The sequence below is a fragment of the Stenotrophomonas sp. 99219_Sma genome, assembly GCF_056480785.1.
The window spans coordinates 3,946,239-3,969,199 of sequence record NZ_CM151117.1 but is presented as its reverse complement, the minus strand read 5'-3'; the positions used below and the strand labels follow the sequence as shown (position 1 = coordinate 3,969,199).

General features: G+C 67.0%; 19 protein-coding genes. 17 read left to right on the top strand and 2 right to left on the bottom strand.

Features of this window, described 5'->3' with window-relative positions; translation table 11 throughout:
- The first annotated feature begins 109 nt into the window (after nucleotides 1–109).
- Nucleotides 110–841, top strand: coding sequence for a hypothetical protein (locus tag ACZK13_RS18070; RefSeq protein WP_019337678.1), 732 nt, complete (start codon nucleotides 110–112; stop codon nucleotides 839–841).
- On the top strand, nucleotides 841–1,464 hold the full coding sequence (locus ACZK13_RS18065; protein ID WP_478482530.1) for an HAD family hydrolase: 624 nt from the start codon (nucleotides 841–843) through the stop codon (nucleotides 1,462–1,464). Before ACZK13_RS18070 ends, ACZK13_RS18065 begins: the two co-directional genes overlap by 1 nt.
- A gap of 137 nt (nucleotides 1,465–1,601) precedes the next feature.
- On the opposite strand, the gene ACZK13_RS18060 is transcribed toward ACZK13_RS18065, so the two are convergent.
- On the bottom strand, nucleotides 1,602–2,540 hold the full coding sequence (locus ACZK13_RS18060) for a carbohydrate kinase family protein (RefSeq protein WP_049463230.1): 939 nt from the start codon (nucleotides 2,538–2,540) through the stop codon (nucleotides 1,602–1,604).
- 283 nt (nucleotides 2,541–2,823) lie between these two features.
- Here ACZK13_RS18060 and ACZK13_RS18055 point away from each other — a divergent pair, with 283 nt between their 5' ends.
- The 9 genes from ACZK13_RS18055 to ACZK13_RS18015 all read left to right on the top strand — a co-directional run bounded on the left by ACZK13_RS18055 (nucleotide 2,824) and on the right by ACZK13_RS18015 (nucleotide 14,976).
- Nucleotides 2,824–3,870, top strand: a complete 1,047-nt coding sequence (locus ACZK13_RS18055) for a rod shape-determining protein (protein ID WP_005419402.1) — start codon at nucleotides 2,824–2,826, stop codon at nucleotides 3,868–3,870.
- 121 nt (nucleotides 3,871–3,991) lie between these two features.
- Nucleotides 3,992–5,230 carry a rod shape-determining protein MreC gene (mreC, locus tag ACZK13_RS18050; protein ID WP_346495203.1) on the top strand — a complete coding sequence of 413 codons (1,239 nt, stop codon included), beginning with the start codon at nucleotides 3,992–3,994 and terminating at the stop codon, nucleotides 5,228–5,230.
- Nucleotides 5,227–5,712: a rod shape-determining protein MreD gene (gene mreD / locus ACZK13_RS18045; RefSeq protein WP_032130319.1), complete on the top strand. Its 486-nt coding sequence runs from the start codon at nucleotides 5,227–5,229 to the stop codon at nucleotides 5,710–5,712. The genes mreC and mreD overlap by 4 nt, the downstream gene beginning before the upstream one ends.
- Before the next feature lie 3 nt (nucleotides 5,713–5,715).
- A complete protein-coding gene (gene mrdA / locus ACZK13_RS18040) occupies nucleotides 5,716–7,797 on the top strand; it encodes a penicillin-binding protein 2 (RefSeq protein WP_478482025.1) in 2,082 nt (693 codons plus the stop codon).
- On the top strand, nucleotides 7,794–8,906 hold the full coding sequence (gene rodA, locus ACZK13_RS18035) for a rod shape-determining protein RodA (RefSeq protein WP_032130317.1): 1,113 nt from the start codon (nucleotides 7,794–7,796) through the stop codon (nucleotides 8,904–8,906). Before mrdA ends, rodA (ACZK13_RS18035) begins: the two co-directional genes overlap by 4 nt.
- Before the next feature lie 192 nt (nucleotides 8,907–9,098).
- Nucleotides 9,099–10,178: a rod shape-determining protein RodA gene (rodA, locus tag ACZK13_RS18030; RefSeq protein ID WP_478482529.1), complete on the top strand. Its 1,080-nt coding sequence runs from the start codon at nucleotides 9,099–9,101 to the stop codon at nucleotides 10,176–10,178.
- A 1,060-nt stretch (nucleotides 10,179–11,238) separates the two neighbouring features.
- Nucleotides 11,239–12,384: a lytic murein transglycosylase B gene (gene mltB / locus ACZK13_RS18025; RefSeq protein ID WP_049400491.1), complete on the top strand. Its 1,146-nt coding sequence runs from the start codon at nucleotides 11,239–11,241 to the stop codon at nucleotides 12,382–12,384.
- Nucleotides 12,381–13,655 (top strand): septal ring lytic transglycosylase RlpA family protein, encoded by a 1,275-nt coding sequence (locus ACZK13_RS18020; protein ID WP_478482023.1) that lies wholly within the window; start codon nucleotides 12,381–12,383, stop codon nucleotides 13,653–13,655. Before mltB ends, ACZK13_RS18020 begins: the two co-directional genes overlap by 4 nt.
- Nucleotides 13,656–13,755: 100 nt before the next feature.
- Nucleotides 13,756–14,976 (top strand): D-alanyl-D-alanine carboxypeptidase family protein, encoded by a 1,221-nt coding sequence (locus tag ACZK13_RS18015; RefSeq protein WP_032130313.1) that lies wholly within the window; start codon nucleotides 13,756–13,758, stop codon nucleotides 14,974–14,976.
- A gap of 174 nt (nucleotides 14,977–15,150) precedes the next feature.
- On the opposite strand, the gene ACZK13_RS18010 is transcribed toward ACZK13_RS18015, so the two are convergent.
- Nucleotides 15,151–16,224: a lipid A deacylase LpxR family protein gene (locus tag ACZK13_RS18010; protein WP_032130312.1), complete on the bottom strand. Its 1,074-nt coding sequence runs from the start codon at nucleotides 16,222–16,224 to the stop codon at nucleotides 15,151–15,153.
- A 261-nt stretch (nucleotides 16,225–16,485) separates the two neighbouring features.
- Between ACZK13_RS18010 and ACZK13_RS18005 the strand changes: the two genes are divergently transcribed.
- The 6 genes from ACZK13_RS18005 to ACZK13_RS17980 all read left to right on the top strand — a co-directional run bounded on the left by ACZK13_RS18005 (nucleotide 16,486) and on the right by ACZK13_RS17980 (nucleotide 22,955).
- Nucleotides 16,486–16,764, top strand: a complete 279-nt coding sequence (locus tag ACZK13_RS18005; protein WP_005411067.1) for a YbeD family protein — start codon at nucleotides 16,486–16,488, stop codon at nucleotides 16,762–16,764.
- Nucleotides 16,752–17,462 carry a lipoyl(octanoyl) transferase LipB gene (gene lipB, locus ACZK13_RS18000; RefSeq protein ID WP_032130311.1) on the top strand — a complete coding sequence of 237 codons (711 nt, stop codon included), beginning with the start codon at nucleotides 16,752–16,754 and terminating at the stop codon, nucleotides 17,460–17,462. Before ACZK13_RS18005 ends, lipB begins: the two co-directional genes overlap by 13 nt.
- Before the next feature lie 18 nt (nucleotides 17,463–17,480).
- Complete coding sequence (gene lipA, locus ACZK13_RS17995; protein WP_049421379.1) at nucleotides 17,481–18,491, top strand: lipoyl synthase; 1,011 nt, start codon at nucleotides 17,481–17,483, stop codon at nucleotides 18,489–18,491.
- A gap of 179 nt (nucleotides 18,492–18,670) precedes the next feature.
- Nucleotides 18,671–20,848: a carboxy terminal-processing peptidase gene (locus tag ACZK13_RS17990; RefSeq protein ID WP_032130309.1), complete on the top strand. Its 2,178-nt coding sequence runs from the start codon at nucleotides 18,671–18,673 to the stop codon at nucleotides 20,846–20,848.
- 242 nt (nucleotides 20,849–21,090) lie between these two features.
- Complete coding sequence (locus ACZK13_RS17985; RefSeq protein WP_032130308.1) at nucleotides 21,091–21,699, top strand: DUF2242 domain-containing protein; 609 nt, start codon at nucleotides 21,091–21,093, stop codon at nucleotides 21,697–21,699.
- Nucleotides 21,700–21,716: 17 nt separating this feature from the next.
- Nucleotides 21,717–22,955, top strand: a complete 1,239-nt coding sequence (locus ACZK13_RS17980; protein WP_125893463.1) for a hypothetical protein — start codon at nucleotides 21,717–21,719, stop codon at nucleotides 22,953–22,955.
- Nucleotides 22,956–22,961: the final 6 nt, after the last annotated feature.

Genomic DNA, 22,961 nt, shown 5'->3' with positions numbered 1-22,961 from the left:
CACCCCCCGGCGCTTTTTTGTAGAGTCGAGCCATGCTCGACTGCTGTTGAAGCGCCAGTCGAGCATGGCTCGACTCTACAGAAATGCGAAAACACGAAGGACCTCCGCCATGAAACGACTGATCCTGCTCACCGCCTGCACCCTGGCCCTGGCTGCCTGCAGCAACCCCGAGGAAGAGCGCAAGGCGCAGGAAGCCGCCGCAGCCGCCGTGCAGGCACAGAAGGAAGCCAAGGCCGAAGACGTGGCCAAGCAGTACGACATGGCCGTGGCCGCACAGGACTGGGAGCGTGCGCGCCTGCATGGCGCCTCGCTGCTGGACCAGTACAAGGACACCGCCGCCGCCGAGCGCATCGCCGCCGGCTTCGACGAGGTCAAGGCCAAGGGCGATGCTGCGCGCGACCTGCGCCGCATGCAGGCGCTGTGGCAGTACAACCAGATCCCGGTGGGCAACAAGGGCAACCAGGTCTCGGCGCAGATCTACAGCAAGGAACGGGTGGACGTGGATGGCAGCGGTGCCAAGCCGGTGCAGCTGGTGTTCCGCGATCATCCGGAGTGGAAGCGGCATGCCTACCTGGTGCTGCAGGCCGGCGATTTCCGTTGCCCGCAGTGCACGGTGAAAGTAACCGTGGACGACGGCAAGCCGATTTCCATGGCGGCCTGGCGCCCGAAGACCGATGAAGCCATCGCGCTGTTCATCACCGACCAGAAGGCACTGTGGAAGCTGGCGCGCAAGGGCAAGTCGATCAGCATCGAGTTCCCGGTCAAGGCCGGCGGCACGCGTACTGCCGTGTTCGAAACCGGTGGTGTCGACGCCAGCCGCATGCCGCAGTGGTGGCAGTGATGGTTGCGGCGGGCAGCGCAGTGCACGCGTTGTCCGCGATCCGGCACTGGGTGTTCGACATGGACGGTACGCTGACTGTCGCCGTGCATGATTTCGCCGCGATCCGCCGCGCGCTGCAGATCGCCGCGGAGGAAGATATCCTCGACCATATCGCAGCGCTGCCGGATGCGCCGGCGCAGGCCAAGCGCGAGTGGCTGCTGGATCACGAACGTGCGCTGGCCGAGGAGGCACTGCCGGCGCCGGGTGCGGTGAAGCTGCTGCGCGCGCTGTCGGCGGCGGGCTGCCGGCTGGGCATCCTGACCCGCAACGATCATGCGCTGGCGAAGCTGACCCTGGACGCGATCGGGGTCGGGGCGTTGTTCGACGATGCCGACATCATCGGCCGCGATGAAGCGGTGCCCAAGCCGTCGCCGGATGGCCTGCAGCAGCACCTGCAGCGTTGGGGCATCGCGGCGGCAGAGGCGGTGATGGTGGGAGACCACGCCTATGACCTGGAGTGCGGGCGCGCCGCGGGCGCCCATACCGTGCTTGTCAACCTGCCGGAGAACCCGTGGCCGGGCAGTGCCGACTGGCATTTCGCTGATTGCCGTGCACTGTTGGCCGCCTGGCAGCAGAAGGGGTAGTGCCGGCCGCTGGCCGGCAGTGTCGACCAAGGTCGACACCTACCAGGGCACAGGGTGTCGACCAAGGTCGACACCTACCAGGGCACAGGGTGTCGACCAAGGTCGACACCCACCGAGCGGGTGCGCGGGCAGTTCGTTTACGCGCCCAGCGCGTAACCGAACTGCTGCTTGAACTGCTCGTTGAACTCGTCAAAGGTGAAGCGCTGGTTCTGCGTGCCCGGGTGCTCGACCTTCAGCGCGCCCATCAGGTTGCCCATGCGGCCGATGGTCAGCCAGTCGTAGCCCTTCTGGATGCCGTAGATCAGGCCCGCACGGAAGGCGTCGCCACAGCCGGTCGGGTCGACCACGCGGCGCTCGTGCGCCGGCGGGATGTCGTAGCTCTTTTCCGGGGTGTGGATGACCGCGCCCTTCGGGCCGCGGGTGGTGATGTAGGCCTTGACCCGGCTGACGATCTCCTTCTCGTCCCAGCCGGTGCGTTCCTGCAGGAGGTTCGACTCGTAGTCGTTGACCACCACGTAGTCGGCCTGGTCGATGAAGGCGCGCAGCTCCGGGCCGTTGAACAGCGGCATGGCCTGGCCCGGGTCGAAGATGAACGGAATACCGTCTTCGTGGAATTCCTGCGCGTTCTGGATCATGCCTTCGCGGCCGTCCGGGCCGACCAGCCCCAGAGTCACGCCCGGTACGCCACGCACGTGGTTCTCGTAGGAGCGCATCATCGCGCCCGGGTGGAAGGCGGTGATCTGGTTGTTGTCGTGGTCGGTGGTGATGAACGCCTGCGGGGTGAACAGCTCATCAATCACGCGCACGCGCGACAGGTCGATGCCCAGGCCGTCGAAGTATTCGCGGTACGGGCCGAAGTCCGAACCCACGGTGCCCATCGGGATCGGCTGGCCGCCCAGCAGGTGCAGGTTGTAGGCGATGTTGCCGGCGCAGCCGCCGAACTCGCGGCGCATGCGCGGCACCAGGAAGGACACGTTCAGGATGTGCACCTTGTCCGGCAGGATGTGATTCTTGAACTGGTCCGGGAACACCATGATGGTGTCGAAGGCAAGAGAACCACAGATCAGAGCGGACATCGATGTAAGCCTATGCGGTGAATTTTGGGGTGGGCCGGCCCGGTTCGGCGGGCAAGCAAACGGCGCCCTTGGGCGCCCGACGGCGCAAAGGTTACCCGCTGGTGCCGCTCAGGGCCAGAACCGGGTGAGACCCGATCAGGCCGAAAGCCTGTGAAGACGCGGGTTCAGCTAGTTTTTTCCTTGCTCGGCGGCAGGCGGGTTGCTAGGCTTGTCGGCCTCGATTTCTGCCCATTTTTTCGCCATCCCGCGGCGGGCACGACACCCCTCAGGACTCCTTCCTCAGATGTTCAAGAAACTCCGTGGCATGTTCTCCAATGACCTGTCCATCGACCTGGGCACGGCCAACACCCTCATCTACGTGCGCGGGCAGGGGATCGTGCTGAACGAGCCATCGGTCGTGGCCGTGCGTCAGGACCGTGCCATTGGTGGCACCCGCTCGGTGGCAGCCGTAGGCGCCGAAGCCAAGCAGATGCTTGGCCGTACCCCGGGCCACATCACCACCATCCGCCCGATGAAGGACGGCGTCATCGCCGACTTCACCTACACCGAGGCGATGCTCAAGCACTTCATCAAGAAGGTGCACAAGTCGCGCGTGCTGCGCCCGAGCCCGCGCGTGCTGGTCTGCGTGCCGGCCGGCTCGACCCAGGTCGAGCGCCGCGCGATCAAGGAATCGGCCGAGGAAGCCGGTGCCCGTGACGTGTTCCTGATCGAAGAACCGATGGCCGCCGCGATCGGCGCCGGCATGCCGGTTACCGAAGCCCGTGGCTCGATGGTCATCGATATCGGCGGCGGCACCACCGAAGTGGCGGTGATCTCGCTCAACGGCATCGTCTATTCGGCCTCGGTCCGCATCGGCGGCGACCGCTTCGACGAGTCGATCACCAACTACGTGCGCCGCAACCACGGCATGCTGATCGGTGAAGCCACCGCCGAGCGCATCAAGGTCGAGCTGGGCTGCGCCTACCCGCAGGCGGAAGTGATCGAGATGGAAATCTCCGGCCGCAACCTCGCCGAGGGCGTGCCGAAGATGATCAAGATCAGCTCCAACGAGGTGCTCGAGGCCCTGCACGAGCCGCTGTCGGGCATCGTCAGCGCGGTCAAGCTGGCGCTGGAACAGACCCCGCCGGAACTGTGCGCCGACGTCGCCGAGCGCGGCATCGTGCTGACCGGTGGTGGCGCCCTGCTGCGTGACCTGGATCGCCTGATTTCCGAGGAAACCGGCCTGCACGTGCAGGTGGCGGACGATCCGCTGACCTGCGTGGCCCGCGGCGGTGGCCGTGCGCTGGAGCTGGTCGACATGCACGGCAACGAGTTCTTTGCGCCGGAATAAGCCGTCCCGGCTGCCTGCGCCCGCAGCGCCCCTCCGGGGTGCGGCCCACCATGAGGGTAGGCCGGCACCGGCGGGGCGTCCGCGTGTTTCCCTTCCGCCTTCTGCCAGTTGAATCGTTGCCGTGCCGCCCTACGCCGGACCTCCCGTTGCTTCCCGATCCGGTGATGCCGCCAGCCCGCTGCGTCTGCTGGCTTATCTCGCACTGGCCATCACCCTGATCGTGCTTGACGACCAGGCCGGCTGGCTTGCGCAGCTGCGCGGGCAGGCCAACAGCCTGGTGCAGCCGGTATGGGCACTGGCGGGACTGCCGGGCAAGCTCGGCAACCAGGTCAAGGACTCGGCGGCCAGCCACGGCCAGCTGGTCAACGAGAACCGTGAACTGCGCAATCAGCTGCTGCTGGCCAACGCCCGCCTGACCCGCCTGCAGACCGCCGCGCTGGACAACGCCCAGCTGCGCGAACTGCTGAACGTGGCCGAGCGCAGTGGCCTGGACGTGCAGCTGGCGCCGATCCTGGACATCGACCTGGATCCGGTGAAGCAGCGTCTGGTGCTCGACGCCGGCAGCCGCGAAGGCGTGCACGTCGGCCAGGCGGTGATCGATGCCGGCGGTCTGATGGGCCAGGTGATCAGCGTCACTGGCGGTACCTCCACCGTGCTGCTGCTGACCGACCCCGACCATGCCGTGCCGGTGACGGTGGCCCGCAACGGCGTTCGCCTGATCGTCTACGGCCGCGGCGACAAGCTGGAACTGCGCGACATCCCGCTCAGCGCCGGCGTGGAAGTGGGGGATGAGATCGTCACCTCCGGCCTCGGTGGCCGCTTCCCGGCCGGCTTCCCGGTCGGCACCATCACCGGCCTGCGTCCGGACGATACCCATGCCTTCCTGGTCGGCGAACTGAAGCCGGCGGCGCAGCTGGATCGCGGCCGCGACGTGCTGCTGCTGCGCCCGGGTGCAGCAATTCGCTTGCCTGCGGTCAGCGAACTGCCGCCGACTGCACCTTCGGTGCAACCGGCCCCCGCATCCTCCCTTACCCCCGCGCCTTCGGCGCGCCCCCCTCAACAAGAGGGGGGCTCTCCACCCGATGCTGGGTCGGCGACGGTAGTGCCGGCCGCTGGCCGGCAACCGACTCCGTCTTCGACGAAGCCGGTTGCCCCCGCATCCTCCCTTGACCCCGCGCCGTCGGCGCGCCCCCTTGAGCCGACTGCACCTTCGGCGCAACCGGCCCGCGCATCCTCCCTTACCCCCGCGCCTTCAGCGCGCCCCCCTCAACAAGAGGGGGGCTCTCCACCCGATGCTGGGTCGGCGACGGTAGTGCCGGCCGCTGCCCGGCAACCGACCGCGCCGGAGGCCCAGCGATGAGCCGCCTGCGCGACAACCCGTGGGTGCTGCCGGCCAGCCTGGTGGTGGCGCTGCTGCTGGGCCTGCTGCCGTTGCCGGCGCTGCTGCAGCCGCTGCGCCCGTATTGGCTGGCGCTGGTGCTGGCCTATTGGGTGATTGAAGCGCCTGAGCGTGTCGGCCTGGGCGTCGCTTTCGCCAGTGGCGTGATCGCCGATCTGCTGTACGGCGGTGTACTCGGCGAACAGTCGCTGCGGCTGGTGATGCTGGCCTTCATCCTGCAGCGTTTCCGCGCCCGCATCCGCTTCTTCCCGATGTCCCAGCAGATGCTGGCCATCGGCGGCCTGCTGTTCAACGACCGCATCGTCAGCGCGCTGGTCCACATCGTGGTGGATGAGCCGACCCTGCCGTGGTCGTACTGGTGGGCACCGCTGCTGGGCATGGGCCTGTGGCCGCTGGTATTCGTGCTGCTGGACGCGGTGCGCTTCGGCAAGCGCGGGCGCTGAGCCATGATCCCGCGCCGCCAGGTCAAGAACCCCCACGCCGAAGCCGAACAGTTCCGCCGCCGCGCGGCGCTGGGCTTCCTGGGTGTGCTGGTCTGCCTGCTGGGCCTGGGCGGCTGGTACTTCAAGCTGCAGGTGCTGGACCACGACGTCTACGCCACGCGCTCGGAAGCCAACCGCATCAAGCCGCGGCCGGTGGTGCCCGGGCGCGGCATGATCTACGACCGCAACGGCCGCCTGCTGGCCGAGAACGTGCCGGCCTTCCGCCTGGACGTGACCCCGGACAAGGTCAAGGACATGGACGCCACCCTGGAAGGGCTGGCGAAGATCATCAGCATCAGCCCGGAAGAACTGGAAGCGTTCAACAAGTCGCGCAAGGCGCGCCGCAAGTTCCTGCCGGTCACGCTGAAGCTGCGCATGAGCGACGAGGAGATGGCACGCTTCGCCGTCGACCGCTGGCGCTTCCCCGGCGTCGAGCTGGAACCCTATCTGACCCGTCGCTATCCCTATGGCGACCTGTTCGCGCACATCATCGGTTACGTCGGCCGCGTCGATGACAAGGACCTGGAAATCCTCGGCGAGGGCAATGCCGCGCTGACCCACATCGGCAAATCCGGTCTGGAGCGCTATTACGAGCAGCAGCTGCGCGGCAAGGTCGGCTACGAGCAGGTCGAGACCAACGTGCAGGGGCGTGCGATCCGCACCATCGGCCGCGTCGCCGCGCAGTCCGGCGCCGACCTGCGGCTGTCGATCGACGCCGACCTGCAGCGCGCCATGGTGGCCGCCTTCGGCGACCAGGAAGGCTCGGCGGTGGCGATGGACCCGCGCACCGGCGAAGTGCTGGCGATGGTCAGCCTGCCGTCCTACGACCCCAACCTGTTCGTCAACGGTATTTCCCATGCCGACTTCAAGGCGCTGAACGACAACCCGTCGCGGCCGCAGTTCAACCGCCTGGTGCTGGGTGGCGTCGCGCCCGGTTCCACGCTGAAGCCGCTGATCGGCCTGGCGGGCCTCGATTCGGGCGTGCGCCGCCCGGAAGACAAGGTGCTGTCCACCGGCATGTTCTACCTGCCCGGCACCTCGCGTGGCTGGGGTGACTCGCACCGCGGCGGCCACGGCTGGACCGACCTGCGCAAGTCGATCGCGCAATCGGTCAACACGTACTACTACAAGCTGGCGCTGGATCTGGGCATCGAGCGCTTCGACCATTACATGGAGTACTACGGCTTCGGCCAGCCGACCGGCATCGACCTGACCGGCGAGATCGGGGGCATCCTGCCGTCGCCGGCCTACAAGCGGAAGAGCCGCAAGGAAGCCTGGTATCCGGGCGATACAGTCAACATCAGCATCGGCCAGGGTGACTGGAAGGTCACTCCGCTGCAGCTGGCGCGGGGCGTCAGTGGGCTGGCCAACGGGCAGCTGCGCACGCCCCATCTGGTGATCCAGCAGCGTGCGGGGTTCGACCACGACTGGATGGCGACCGACCCGGGCGAGAGCAAACCGGTCAGTCCGAACCCGAACAACCTGCAGGCGGTGCGCGAAGGCATGATGGCCACCATGCTGCCTGGCGGCAGCGCTGCGCGGATGGCGGCCGGCGCGCCTTACACGATGGCCGGCAAGACCGGTACCGCGCAGGTCATCAGCCGCAAGGGTACCGCCGCGGTGAATCCGAAGAGCCTGCCGATGCACCTGCGCCACCGCGCGTTGTTCGTCGGCTTTGCGCCGGTCGAACAGCCGGTGATCGCGCTGGCGATCGCAGTGGAGGGCGGTGGTTACGGCGGCGCGGCGGCAGCGCCGATCGCACGCAAGGTGTTCGACGCCTACCTGCTGGGCAAGATGCCCGAAGGCATGCAGCCGCTGGACAGCGAGCGCGGCACCACCGCCATCGGTGCAACCGCATTCGACAACGAAGATGTGGGCGCGCGCCAGGCCGGTGACCTTGCTGCGGCACAACTGGGGGAACACCCCGTGCTGATTGGCGTGCCTGCGCCGGAACCGGCACCCGCACCCGCACCGCAGCCGGGGCCGCCGGCCGCCGCCGCGCTGCCGGCCACGCCACGCCCGACCACCGCGGAGCCCGCACGATGAGAGTGTTCCTGCGTTGGGCCGGCGACATGCTGCGCCGCTTCTTCAGCACGCTGGACTGGGTACTTTGCCTGGCCCTGGGCGCGCTGATGGTGATCGGCCTGGCCACCTTGAAGAGTGCCGGTGGCGACGGCCTGGTGATGGCCCAGGGCGCGCGCTTTGCAGTGGGCATGGCTGCGCTGTGGGGCATCTCACGGGTACCGATCCTGCGCATCCGCTCGGCCACGCCGATGATCTACGCGATCTCGATGATCCCGTTGCTGGCGGTGTTCGTGCTGGGCACCGGCAAATACGGCCGGCAGTGGCTGGACCTGAAATTCTTCTACCTGCAGCCGGCCGAGCTGCTCAAGGTCAGCCTGCCGATGATGGTGGCCTGGTACCTGCACAAGATGCCGTTGCCACCGCGCTTCAATACCGTGCTCGTGTCCCTGGTCATCATCGGCGTACCGACCGGCCTGGTGATGCTGCAGCCGGACTTCGGTACCGGTGTGCTGATCGCCGCCAGCGGCGTGTTCGTGTTGCTGTTGGCAGGCCTGCCGTGGTGGTGGGTCGGGCTGGGCGTGGGTGGCGTGGCTGCGGTCGCGCCGGTTGCCTGGTTCTGGCTGCTGCGGCCGTACCAGAAGGACCGCATCATGATGTTCCTGGACCCGGAGATGGATGCGCTGGGTGCTGGCTGGAACATCATCCAGTCGAAGATCGCGATCGGTTCCGGCGGCTTCGATGGCAAGGGCTGGGGCGAGGGCTCGCAGTCACATCTGAACTTCATTCCCGAGCAGACCACCGACTTCGCGTTCTCGGTGCTGAGCGAGGAGTTCGGCTGGATCGGCGTGGCCACCGTGCTGGCGCTGTACCTGGTGGTGATCGGGCGCTGCCTGTGGATCGCCAGCCAGTCGCGCGATTCCTATTCGCGCCTGCTGGCCGGCGCCACCGGCCTGGCGTTCTTCGTCTACGTGCTGGTGAACGGCGGGATGATCTCCGGCCTGCTGCCGGTGGTGGGCGTGCCGATGCCGCTGATCAGCTATGGCGGTACCTCGGCGGTCTCGCTGCTGGCCGGCTTCGGGTTGGTGATGGCCGTGCGTAGCCACAATCCAGTGCACGGCGGCTACGGGTAACAACGGCCGCGCCTTTCATCGCGCTTCCATATGCTCGATTGCTTCTCGCTGTTCTGTAGAGTCGAGCCGTGCTCGACTGCTTCTGCTGCATGAAAGGCAGTCGAGCACGGCTCGACTCTACAGACGCAGAAGCACCCTGACAGCTTCACGCAAGCGCGCGTTGTTACCGTGGCCAGCGTGGACTGGAAACGAATGCTTGGCGGCTGCCGTGAGGCGGTGCGCACGATCGACCTGCCGTTGCTGGTCGCGTTGTTGATCCTGATGGGCGCGGGGCTGGCGGTGCTGCACAGCGTTTCCGGTCCGGTCACCGGGCAGGCGGCGCGCTTCGCCGGTGGCCTGCTGGCGATGTGGCTGCTGTCGCGTGTTTCGCTGCTGCGCCTGCGCGCGTGGACACCGGCGCTGTACGCGCTGTCGATGCTGCCGCTGATGGCGGTGTATGTGATCGGCACCGGCAAGTACGGGCAGCGCTGGCTCAACCTCGGCGTCTTCTACCTGCAGCCCTCCGAGCTGCTCAAGCTCAGCCTGCCGTTGATGATGGCCTGGTACCTGCACCGGCAACCGCTGCCACCGTCACCACGCACGGTACTGACGGCCGCAGTGCTGATCGGCTTTCCCGCCGTGCTGATCCTGATGCAGCCCAACCTCGGCACCGCCACGCTGGTCACCGCCAGCGGCGTGTTCGCGTTGTTGCTGGCGGGCCTGCACTGGGGCTGGGTGGCCACCGGCGCGGTGGGGCTGGCGGTGGCCGCGCCACTGGCCTGGCTCGGCGTGTTGCGGCAGTACCAGAAGGATCGCGTACTGACCTTCCTAGACCCGGCAGCAGACCCGCTCGGCACCGGCTGGAACATCCTGCAGTCGCGCATCGCGATCGGTTCCGGTGGCTGGCAGGGACGTGGCTGGGGGCAGGGCACCCAGGCCACACTGGATTTCCTGCCCGAGTACACCACCGACTTCGCATTTTCAGTGCTCGCCGAGGAGTTCGGCTGGATCGGTGTGGCGACGCTGTTCGCGCTGTACCTGTTCGTGGTCGGGCGTTGCCTGTGGATCGCAGTGCACGCGCGCGACACCCATGCGCGGTTGCTGGCCGGCAGCCTGGGGCTGGCGTTCTTCGTCTACGTATTGGTGAACGGTGGAATGATTTCCGGCCTGCTGCCGGTGGTGGGCATTCCGATGCCGTTGATCAGTTATGGCGGGACATCAGCGGTCTCGCTGCTGGCCGGCATTGGACTGGTGATGGCGGTACGTGGGCACCGACCCGTGCACGGGGGATAGGGTTTCCAGCCAACGGCGCAGCCCCTCGTGGGTGGTCGCGCAAAGCAGTTCATGGGTGGGGCCGGGTAGATGGGCTGCGCAGGGGACGCTGCAAGTACGTCCATGTAAGCTCGGTCGCCGCATCCATGCGGCTCACGCCCCTGCGCAGCCCATCTACCCGGCCACGGACAGGTTCCGTGCGCGTCCACCCACGGAGAAGAAAAAGAAGATCAAAAGCAAAAGCGGCCTGGCGGGTCGCTTCCTTGCTTTGTGTAGAGCCGAAGGCAGCGGCAGGAGCCGCTGCCAACGTCGCCCACGGCGACGGCCCGAAGGGTGCCGGTCAGGACGACCGGCATAGCCATGCTCGGCTCTCGAGCAAGCGCAGCGCGCGACCCGCTTGTGATCTTCTCTTTCTTCTCCGTGGGTGGCAGACCACCGAAATCTGTCAGAGGGCGGTCGGGTTGGGTATGCGGGGGTGTCAGCCGCATGGATGCGGCTGCCAAGCCTCCAGGGACGGATTCACGGCGTCCCCCGCGTACCCAACCCGACCGGCCCACCCGCGGCTTCTGCTTTCCGCAACACACCCCACCCACGAGGGGCTGCGCCGTTGGCTGGAAACTTCCTGACTCTGCGCAACGCCCGTTGTGGAAGCGTTCTCACAACGATGCACGGCAGCACGCCCACTGACCAAAGTCCGGAAAAAGCGTTAGCTGGTTCACACTTTTACAGCGCGTTGATCCTGATCAATGGACTTGTCGTAATCGGCCTGCACAATGGCGGCCCGTTCGGCACGGCGCGCCGTCAATCGTTGCAGCGCGAGGGGGCGTCGGGCGGGAAGCAGTACTGATCCAACGGGTACAGGGAGCGCGGAGCACTGCCACTGGGGAGCGGCAGCCGCGCGGGTACCGACCGGATCCGGTCGCCGGTTGCGTCTGCGGGGATGGGGACGCAACCGGCAACCTCTATCTGAATGGGGAAGTGTGATCACGACGTCTTCACATTTCCCGCTGCTCGCAGGCAAATCGTTGTGATTCATGGTGTTAGGGGTTTTAATTCATCCATGACCTGCTAACCTGCGACGATGATTCGACGCACTCTGGCCTGCATGCTCACCCTCGGCCTGGTCGCCTGCGCGACCCAGCCGAAGTCCCCACCGTCTTCGCCCCAGGCCAGCAGTACGCCGCGCCAGCCCGCCGCCAAGGCCCATGGCCCGGCCGAGGCCGCGCCCGAAGCCGCTGCCGCCACCGCGCCGCCGGTCGATCTCACCCCGGTGCCGTTCGAGGTCGCACGGGCCCGCTTCATTGCCGATACCGCCAAGCGCTATGGCCTGAAGCCGGAGCAGATCAGCAGCGTGCTCGACCAGGCGCAGGTGCGCCAGCCGATCATCGCCGCGATGTCGCGCCCGGCCGAACGGGTCAAGCCGTGGAACGAGTACCGGCCGATGTTCATCAGCAAGGCGCGCATCGATGGCGGCCGCGCGTTCCTGGCCCAGCATCGCGCCGAACTGGATCGCGTCCAGCAGCGCACCGGTGTGCCGGCCGAAGTGATCGTGGCGATCATCGGCGTGGAAACCAGCTACGGGAAGAATGCCGGCAGCCACCGCGTGCTGGATGCGCTGTACACGCTGGCCTTCTATTACCCGCGCAGCGGCGACCCGGCCAAGCTGGAACGCGAAGTGCGCCGCGAGCTGTTCTTCCGCGATGAGCTGGCCAAGCTGTTCGAGCTGGGCCGCGAAGAGAACCTGGACATCACCACGCTCAAGGGCAGCTATGCCGGCGCGATGGGCATGGGCCAGTTCATGCCGTCCAGCTACCTCGATTACGCGGTGGACGGTAACGGCGACGGCCGTCGCGACCTGTTCACCAGCTACGACGACGTGTTCTCGTCCATCGCCAACTACTTCGTGAAGAAGGGTGGCTGGGTGCGTGGCGGGCAGGTGGCCGTGCCGGCCACGTTGGCGCCGGGCCGCGAGGAATTCAATCCGACCGAATGGATGCCGACCTGGTCGCTGGCCGACCTGGCCAAGCGTGGCTACCAGCCCAGCGCAGCGGTGCAGCCGGGCGCCACCGCCACGCCGATCACGCTTGAAGGCAGCACCGGCAAGCAGTACTGGCTGGGCTTCCAGAACTACTACGCGATCACCCGCTACAACCTCTCGAAGATGTACGCGATGGCCGTGTTCCAGTTGTCCCAGGCCATCGCCGGACAGGAGCTGCCCCCGGCATGAACATCAGATGGCTGGTCTCAGGCTTGATCGTCCTCGCGCTGGCTGCCTGCAGCAGCGCGCCGAAGAAGCCGGCCACGGCCGGCCATGGTGGCAAGTCCGGCGGCACCCTGGTGCAGGGGCGCGGCCCGCGCCCGGCACACTGCCCGGAAGGATCGCCCTACGCGGCGGCCAAGGAAGACCTGAGCACCCGCGGCAACTACACCGCCGGTGGCCTGTACAAGCCGGGCGTGCGTGACAGCACGCCGGACTACATTCCCAACGTGGCCTGCATCCCCGAGCCGGAAGTGACCGCGGAAGAACGCTCGGCGATCGGCAACAAGACGCCGTACGTGGTGCTGGGCAAGTCGTACAAAGTGCTCGACGACACCCGCAACTATGTCGAGCGTGGCACTGCGTCGTACTACGGTGCCAAGTTCCATGGCCGCCTGACCTCCAACCGCGAGGTCTACGACATGTACCAGTTCACCGCTGCGCACAAGACGCTGCCGCTGCCCAGCTTCGCCCGCGTGACCAACCTCGACAACGGTGAGTCGGTGATCGTGCGCGTCAACGATCGCGGTCCGTTCCATGATGGCCGCGTGGTCGATCTCAGCTATGCCGCCGCTGTGCGCCTGGGCATCACCCAGCGCGGCACCGGCAACGTGGAAGTGCGCGCGCTGCAGCCGGGTGAGGGCAACCTGCTGGCGCAGAAGCCGTCGCGCCGCGAGCGTCGTGCTGCGGAAGCGGCCGCCGCCAGCGCTGTAGCCAGTGCGCGCCCGGCACCGACCGCGCGTGCCGCCGCCGACAGCGACATCGATCGCCTGGTCAAGGGGCTGCCGGCCGATGGCATGCCGGCGCGTGGCCAGCCGGCCACCACCCAGGGCGTGGCCAGCACCGTGCCGGATGTGGCGGTCAGCAGCCTGCCGCCGAGTGCTCCGCCGGTGCGCAGCACCGCATACGCGCCGGCTCCGGCGGTCGTTGCCAGTACCACGCCGCGCGCCGCTGCGCAGGCACCGGTCCGCACCGCCGCCGCTACCCCCAGCCTGTCGCAGCAGGTGGTGGGCGCAGTCATGGTGCAGGTTGCCAGCTTCTCCAACCGTGACAACGCCAACCGCGCGATGGGCCAGCTCAACGCCGCGGGCATCGTCGGTGCCACCATCAGTGACATCGCCGCCGGTGGCCGTACGCTGTTCCGCCTGCGCGTTCCCGCCAGCGACCATGCCAGTGCCGCGGAACTTGTCGGCCGCATCGCCGGTCTGGGGCTGGGTTCGCCGCAGATCGTCAAGGATTGATCCACCCGGGCCGGTGCTGCCGGCCCATGCTGCCCCGGCCTTACAATGGCCGCTACGTTCCACCCTCCATTCCCGGCCGTCCCCTGGAGCCTGCTGTCCAATGAATTTCCGTTCCGCCGCCACCGCCCTGGCCGCCACCCTGGTGGTGGGCCTGGCTTCCGCCCAGACGCCGCTGCCGACTCCGGCCACGCCGGCGCCTGCCGCCGCCGCTGCCGCCCCGGCCACCGTCGCCACTCCGCCGGCGCCGGCGCCGAGTGTGTCCAAGGCCTGGGTGCTGATGGATTACGCCACCGGCCAGGTGCTGGCTGGTGAAAACATCAACGAACAGCTGGCTCCGGCCAGCATCACCAAGGTGATGACGTCCTACGTGATCGCCGCCGAGGTCAAGAACGGCAAGGTCCGTGCGGATGACCAGGTGATGATGAGCGAACGCGCCTGGCGCGAAGGTGGCGCGGGTACCGATGGCAGCTACAGCGGCTTCCCGGTCAACCAGACCGCGCGCCTGGAAGACATGGAAAAGGGCATGGCGATCCAGTCCGGCAACGACGCCGCGATCGCCCTGGCCGAGCACGTGGCAGGCAGCGAAGAAGCTTTTGCGTCGCTGATGAACAGCTATGCCGCCAAGATCGGCATGAAGAATTCGCACTTCGTCAACGCCCATGGCCTGACTGCGCAGGGCCACCACAGCACCGCCTACGACCTGGCGCTGCTGGGCCGTGCGATGGTGCGCGATTACCCGGAAACCTACGCGTACAACAAGATCAAGGAATTCCAGGTCGGCAACATCAAGCAGCCGAACCGCAACCTGCTGTTGTGGCGCGATGGCAGCGTGGACGGCATCAAGACCGGCCACACCTCGGAAGCCGGTTACTGCCTGATGAGCTCGGCCCAGCGCGGCGACCAGCGCCTGATCGCCGTGGTGCTGGGCGGCCAGTCGGAAAAGCAGCGTGCCGATGACAGCCTGGCCCTGCTGAACTGGGGTTTCCGCTTCTTCGAGACCCACCGCCTGTACGAGCCGGGCAAGGCCGTGGCCGAGCACAAGGTCTGGAAGGGCACCACCGACAAGGTGCAGCTGGGCGTGGCCCAGCCGATGCTGGTGAGCGTGCCGCGTGGCCGTTACAACGACCTGAAGCCGAGCATCGACGTGCCCAAAACCCTGGAAGCACCGTTCACCGCCGGCCAGCAGATCGGCACCGTGAAGGTGATGCTGGATGGCAAGCTGGTGGCCGAAGCGCCGCTGGTGGCGGTGGCTGCCGTCGAACAGGCCGGCTTCTTCAAGCGCCTGTGGGACAGCTTCTGGATGTGGTGGGAATCGGAATGATCCACGCCCCGGCGTGGTGAAGGAAAAGGCCGGCAAATGCCGGCCTTTTCTGTTTCGGGATGCCGCTTGCGCATGAATCCTGCCGGATGTGGGTAGTGCCGGCCGCTGGCCGGCTCCTCATGAACCCATCCGGATATGCCGGCCCCGGTGTGCCGACCAACGGTCGGCACCTACCTACAGCGAGCGGCTGATGGTGAAGCTGCCGAACACCGGCGCTTCGCGCTGGCCGTTGAACTCGCGCGTGCTGTGGTAACGCGCCGCGGCGAACTTCCAGCGTCCGTACATCACCGCCACGCCATAGCCGCCGTAGGCCACCACATGGCGCTTGTCCACACTGTGGCTGTTGCGGAACGTGTTGCCATCCAGCGTGATGTCACGGATCACCCAGGCGGCGTCCGAGGTCGCGAACAGGTGCCAGGACCAGCCATTGGGACGGCCGCCGCGGGTCGGCGCAGTGTTCTCACCGGCCGGGCGCAACGGCGTGCTGCCGAAGTCGTCCGGCAGCTTCCAGCCGAAGCGCACTTCACCGCCGAGATTGGCCTTGGTTTCCAGGTTGCCGATTGATCCGCCGTAGTGGCTGATCGCGTCCCAACCCCAGCCGTCGGCATTGACGCTGGCATCGCCCGGCCAGCGGCGCATGCGCTCATGGGTCAGCATGAACAGGGGCTCGTTGTGCAGCTGGTTGTCCCAGCCCTTGAATTTCTCGTCGCCCAGCACTTCGTGCACGGCATTCTGCACCTGCTTGCCCTGTGCCCACGGGCCAACCACGCCCAGCGTCAGTTGGGTGGTCTGCAGGCGGTCGCCGCTGCGCGCATTGAAACCGAAGTTTGCGATCAGTACGCCGGCGTAAGGGCGGTCGTCCTCGATCAGGTCCCTGCGGCTGAAATCGGTCGGGGTGAAGATGCCCTGGCCGATGCTGAAGATCATGTTCTGCTGTTCGAACTTGCCCGGATGCAGCCCTTCCAGGTACTGGTTCACCCAGCGGGCCATGCGTGGCAGGCAGGGGTCGTCGGTGTAATCGACCAGATTGGGCGACACCAGGGTCAACAGTGCACCATTGGTATAGCCCTGGTCCTGGTGGCGGCCGCCGAACAGGTCGTTGTCAACGCGGAAATTGACCTGCGGAGGGTGGTCGCGCATCGCGTCCGGGCCACATTGTTCGGCCGCCTGGGCGGCGAGGGGGAGGGCAGCAGCCAGCAGGCCGGACAGCCCGAGGGCTGCAAGGCGGCGTTGGGAAGGGGGGCTCATGTGGAGGTTTTTTCTGTCTGTCGTTATATGCCGCGACACGGTACTCGTGCGGGCGTGATGGAACGAGCGCGTTCGAATCACTTGTCTGTTCCGAAAACGACATTGTCTCGTGAAGACAATCCTGCACTGTCCTGCGGCGCCCCAAGGGGCAACGGCCAATGCTGAACGGCCGTTCAGCTGCAACGCAGCGACTCACCGGTGCACTGTTTGACGTTGATGAATACTCTTGGGTTTGTTGGCCTGCGGCCCGATAATGGGGGCATGGAAATCAAGTCCGACAACCCCGACCACGGCTTCCAGTTCCCCGGCCAGTTCGAGCTCAGTGCCATGGGCCCGGCCAACCGCGGCCTGGAACATGAGCTTCCCCGCCTGCTGCTGGCTGCCGGCATCGATGTGGTGAATGAACGCATCAGCTGGAAGCATTCCTCCAACGGCAAGTACGTGTCCGTGCGCATCGTGTTCAAGGCCGAGAGCCGCGAACAGTACGACCTGGCGCACCAGGCACTGCGCGACCACCCGGAAGTGAAGTGGACGCTGTAGCCGACAGCTGCCCGGCCGAAGCCGCCCCGGAAGACCGCGCGCCGCGCCCGGCGCTGGTCCGCGACCTCGGCCGCCAGGCCTATGAACCGGTGTGGCGCGCCATGCAGCGCTTCACCGACCAGCGCAGCGAGGCCGACGCCGATGAGCTGTGGGTGGTCGAGCACGACCCGGTATTCACCCTGGGCCAGGCCGGCAAGGACGAGCATGTGCTGGCGCCGGGCGAGATCCCGGTGCTGCACGTGGACCGCGGCGGCCAGGTGACCTATCACGGCCCCGGCCAGTTGGTGGTCTATCCGCTGCTGCGCCTGCCACGGCTGGGCATCGGTGTGCGCGACTACGTGTGCCGCATCGAGCAGGCCATCATCGATACCCTGGCCGAGTGGAACATCGGCGCCGAACGCCGCGAGGGCGCCCCGGGCGTCTACGTCGGTGGCGCCAAGATCGCCGCGCTCGGCATCCGCGTGCGCCGCGGCTGTACCTTCCATGGCCTGGCCTTCAACGTGGCCATGGACCTGGAACCTTTCCACCGCATCAACCCCTGTGGCTATCAGGGGTTGCAGGTGACCTCGGTAGTAGACTTGGGCGGGCCCTCCGGGATGGAGGCCGTCAAGCCGGTGCTGCTGGACCACCTGGCCCGCCAGTTCGGCCTGCTGCTGCAGCCCACGCCCGAACTGCCTGATCTTTCTGCGGCCGCCTGACCGCCCCCCGGAACTGCCATGACTGAAACCACCGCCCGTTCCATTCCCCTGCAGATCGTGCAGGGCGACTCTCCGTCCGCCGCGCCGTTGCAGGCCGGGGTCAAGCAGCTGGGCGGTGACAAGATCAACCGCTCGCCGGTGCAGTTCGCCGACGCGCCGGTGCTGCGCAAGCCGTCCTGGATCCGCGTGCGCATTCCTTCGGGCAATGCGGTGCAGAACCTGAAGGCCAAGCTGCGCGAGAACCGCCTGGTGACGGTGTGCGAGGAAGCCAGCTGCCCGAACATCCACGAGTGCTTCGGCCACGGCACGGCAACGTTCATGATCCTCGGCGAGGTCTGCACCCGCCGCTGCTCGTTCTGCGACGTCGCCCACGGCCGCCCGAAGCCGCCGGATGCCAACGAACCGGCCAGCCTCGGCCAGACCGTGGCCGACATGGGGCTGAAGTACGTGGTGGTGACCAGCGTCGACCGAGATGACCTGCGCGACGGCGGTGCCCAGCACTTCGTCGACTGCATCAGTGCCATCCGCGCGAAGTCGCCGGGCACCCGCATCGAAGTGCTGACCCCGGATTTCCGTGGCAAGGGCCGCATGGAGCGCGCGCTGGAGATCCTGGCGCAGAACCCGCCGGACGTGTTCAACCACAACATCGAAACCGTGCCGGACCTGTACCGCAACGTGCGCCCGGGCGCGGACTACCAGTGGTCGCTGAACCTGCTGAAGAACTTCAAGGCGCAGCACCCGGACGTGCCGACCAAGAGCGGCATCATGCTGGGCCTGGGCGAAGAGTTCGAACAGATCAAGGCCACCATGCGCGACCTGCGCGCGCACGACGTGGACATGATCACCATCGGCCAGTACCTGCAGCCGACCGCGCACCACCACCCGGTGCTGAAGTACTGGACCCCCGAGGACTACAAGGCGCTGGAAGACTACGGCTACGAGCTGGGCTTCAGCCACGTGGCCTCCGGCCCGATGGTGCGCTCGTCGTACCACGCCGACGTGCAGGCCAAGGGCGCCGGCGTCTCCTGAGGTGGGTGCGGACCGTTGGTCCCACGCCTTCGCCTGCATTCACAATTTGCTACACCGGCCCGGCTAGGCTGGTTTTCCACCGAGCGCGGCCGGGTGACAAACCCGGCAACTTTCGGCACTGTCGTGGTGTCTTAACACCCCGCAGTCTCCCCCTTGGCAAGGCGCCTCCGAGCACGTCAATGAAATTCAAAGCCCCCGCATTCCTGATGGCCCTGGCGCTGGTCGCGCCGCTGGCGCTGGCGGCCAAGGCCGATTCGCCGGCATTGCCCGCTGCGGCAACCGCCGATCAGGTGACCACCTCCAAGCTGGTGTACGGCCTGCTGTCCGACAGCCGCTACGCGTACCGCCCGCGTGCGCTGGACGAGGCCACCTCCAAGGACGTGTTCAAGCGCTACCTGGAGACGCTGGACGGCGGCAAGCAGTACTTCACCCAGGCCGACGTGGCGCGCTTCGCGCCGTTCGAAGCCAACATTTCCTCGGCCATCCGTGGCGGCGAGCTGGAGCCGGCGTTCCAGGTGTTCGCGGTCTACAAGCAGCGCGTCGGCGAACGTGTGGCCTACGCGCGCAAGCTGCTCAAGCAGGAGCCGGACTTCACCACCGACGAGCGCTTCGAATACGACCGCAAGAAGGTGCCGTGGGCGGCCAGCAGTGCAGAGCTGGATGAGCTGTGGCGCAAGTCGGTCAAGAACGACTGGCTGCGCCTGAAGCTGGCCGGCAAGAAGCCGGACGACATCCGCAAGACGCTGGACAAGCGCTACGCGACGCTGGAGAAATCGGTCAATGAACTGAAGGGCGAAGACGTCTTCCAGTTCTTCATGAACTCGTACACCAGCGCCGTTGACCCGCACACGGATTACTTCACCCCGCGCACCGCCGAGAACTTCAACCAGGCGATGTCGCTGTCGCTGGAAGGCATTGGTGCGCAGCTGCAGCGCCAGGACGACGTAGTGGTGATCCGCGAGATCATCGCCGGTGGCCCGGCCGCAGTGGATGGCACGCTGAAGCCGGGTGACCGTATCGTCGGCGTCGGCCAGGGCAAGTCCGGCCTGGTCGAGGACGTGATCGGCTGGCGCATCGACGACGTCGTGGCCAAGATCCGCGGCGCCAAGGATACCCAGGTCAAGCTGGAGTTCATCCCGGCTGCTGAGGGCGCCGACGGCAAGCACCACACCCTGGTGCTGACCCGCCAGAAGGTGCGCCTGGCCGAACAGGCCGCCAAGGGCGAGACCATGACCATTCCGGCCGCCAATGGCGAGCCGGCGCGCAAGGTCGGCGTGATCAAGCTGCCGACCTTCTACCAGGACTTCGAAGGCCGTCGCCGCAACGCGGCCGACTACGCCTCGGCCACCCGCGACGTGGCCAAGCTGCTGGCCGGCTTCAAGAACGACAAGCTGGACGGCGTGGTGCTGGACCTGCGCAACAACGGTGGTGGTTCGCTGGATGAAGCCATTGAACTGACCGGTCTGTTCATCGAGCAGGGCCCGGTGGTGCAGGTGCGCGAGTCCGGTGGCCGCGTCACCGTCAACAGCGACCGCAACCAGGGCGTGGCATGGGATGGCCCGCTGGCAGTGCTGATCAACCGCGGTTCGGCCTCGGCTTCGGAAATCTTTGCCGGTGCCATCCAGGATTACGGCCGTGGCCTGGTGATCGGTGAGACCAGCTTCGGCAAGGGCACCGTGCAGAACATCGTCGACCTGGACCGTTGGCCGAGTGGCGAGACCCAGCGCTTCGGCCAGGTGAAGCTGACCATCGCCCAGTTCTTCCGCATCAGCGGCAGCAGCACCCAGCACAAGGGTGTGGTGCCGGACCTGGCGTTCCCGGCCAGCGTCGATGCCACCGAGTTCGGCGAGAGCACCTACGACAACGCGCTGCCGTGGACGCGCATCGCTGCCGTGCCGCACACCCAGTACGGCAACTTCGCGCCGCTGCTGCCGAAGCTGGAAACCCGCCATGACGCGCGCATCGCCGCCGACAAGGAATTCCAGTGGTGGAACGAGGACGTGCAGCAGTTCCGCACCGAGGCCGCGAAGAAGTACATCTCGCTCAACGAGGCCACCCGCCGCGCCGAGCGTGAGCGCCAGGACACCCAGCGCAAGGAGCGCCAGGCGATGCGCAAGGAACTGGGCCTGGCCCTGGACCCGCTGGCCGATGACAGCAACGACGACGGCCTGACTGGCAACGAGCGCGACATCGTCAAGGATGCCGCCCGCGAGAAGGCTGCCGAGAAGCGTCCGGACCCGCTGCTGCGCGAGTCGGCCTCGATCCTGGCCGATGCGGTGAACCTGCTGGCCAATGATCGCCCGCTGTCCGCACAGGTGCTGCCGCAGTCGACCGGCGCTGGTCGCTGGGCGGACTGAGCCGGCGACGGCATGTGATACCCGAGGGGCCGGCATTGCCGGCCCCTTTCTGTCTGGGGACCTCGCTCACGGTAGCGCCGGGCCATGCCCGGCGAGCGAAGTGCCACAAACGACTTAATCCCCTCCGTCCCCTTTTCTGTGCATGAACCGGCAGCAACGGGGTGGCTCGGTCACGCCGGTTTCAACCTGCCGCACACGGCCGCAGGGCTACCCTTGGCGGTACCGTCCTCGCAGGAGTACCCATGCGGGCCTCCCGTCTTTCCAGTGCTGCCGTGGCGCTCGCCAGCGCCCTGATCCTGTCGGCATGTGGTGGCCGCGCCGCCGACAGTACGTTGCTGCGCGAATCCTTTGATTCCGGCGACACCTTCTCGCGTACCGTCGATGGCCGCCCCGGTGACGCCTGCGAGGCCGCGCGGCGCACCCTGCTCAGCCAAGGCTACGCCATCGCCCGCTCCGACGAAGCGCAGGTGGAAGGCAACAAGAACTTCCAGCCACGCGAGGACGACCACGAGCAGCTGGTGCTGCGCATCTCCTGCGCGCCGCGTGGCAGCCAGACGCTGGTGTTCGTCAGCGCGGTGCAGGACCGCTATGCGTTGAAGAAGAGCCCGACGTCGGCCAGCGTGGGCGTGGGTGCATTGGGCTCGGTGTCGCTGCCGTTCGGCAGCAATGACGATTCGCTGGTGAAAGTGGCCAGCAGCACCGTCACCGATGCCGGGTTCTATCAGCGCTTCTTCCAGCGCCTGCAACAGTACCTGCCGGCGGATGCTGGCAAACCCGCACCGCCTGCGCTCGCGCCGCCCGAGCCTGCATCGTCCGAGCCCGCACCGGCCCGCAGCACGGATCAAGGGTGATCGTGCGCGGCACGTTGATGGGCGTGGCACTCCTGCTGATGCCCGCGCTGGGCATTGCGTCCGCAACGCCGGACTGCACGCAGGGCCTGCTGCAGCGGCTGGGATGGCGCTTTGACGAGGTCACGGCCGGTGCACCACAGGTGCACGGCGGCCCGGTGTGTACACGTGCCTCGCTGGCTGAAGCACAGGCGGCAGGCGATCTGCGCGTGGGGTGGCCGGCCGGAATGTCCGCTGCAGCACGCCAGGCGTTGCTGCAACAGTTGCTGGACGATCCAGCCACGGTCTGCGCCTATGCCTTCGAACTGGGCGCGGCCACGCAACGTGCGGCTTCGGCACTGCAGGACAACCCCACCTTCCGCTTCTCCGGCCCGCAGCTGGGCTGGATCGGCTTCGGCCTGCAGGGCCCACGCGCGCAAGGCTGGCAGCGCACACGCAGTTTCGGTCGTGGCTTCGTGCCGAGCGCGGGTAACAGTCATGCACTGGAGGCGTTCTACAGCGGTGCCGTGCGTGCCGAATGCGGGGTCGGCCGCCAGGTCGCGCAGCTGGCTACGCAACGAGAGCTTTATGGTGATGCCGCGTTCGATACTGAGTTCGCAGCGGATGAACTGTCGATCGGCACCTTCCTCGCCCTGCACGATACCGACAGCATCCTGCTCGGCGCACATGCCGGCGATTTCTTCGCCGATGGCAAGGCGGTGCGCACCTCGGCGATGGGGCGGCAGGCCTTCGTTGGCGTGCCCGGTTTCATCGAACATGTGTACGACAAAGGCACGCTGGACGACCTGAGCAACCAGGCCGAGAACTTCGTGGTAGCCGACGTGGGCGCAGATGCTGCGCAGGCACTGGCGATGCACGGTGGGCTGGCCTGGTACGACCAGCGCAATGTCGAACTCTGGAAACTCGCGCAGGGTATCCCGCGCATCGGCCAGCGCTACTTCGAGCGCCTGCTGTTCGAGCGCGATCCCAACCTTCGTGCACGGCTGGAACCGCGCTACCACGACACGCTGGCACGCATGGACCAGCTGCTGGACGATCCGTTCTACCAGCAGTTCGTGATCTATGTGCATCCACGCGGTATACGTCCCATCGGCTACCACATCGCCCGCCTGCTCGATCGCAACCCGCGGACGCCGTTTTCGATCGACCTGGCGGTGCACAATCTGCATACCACGCTCTACCGGCGTTGGCGCGAGGCGCAGCTGCGCCAGTGCGCGGCTACCGGCAGGCCAGGCAGCCTGACCCTAGACCCCAACTGAAGGTGA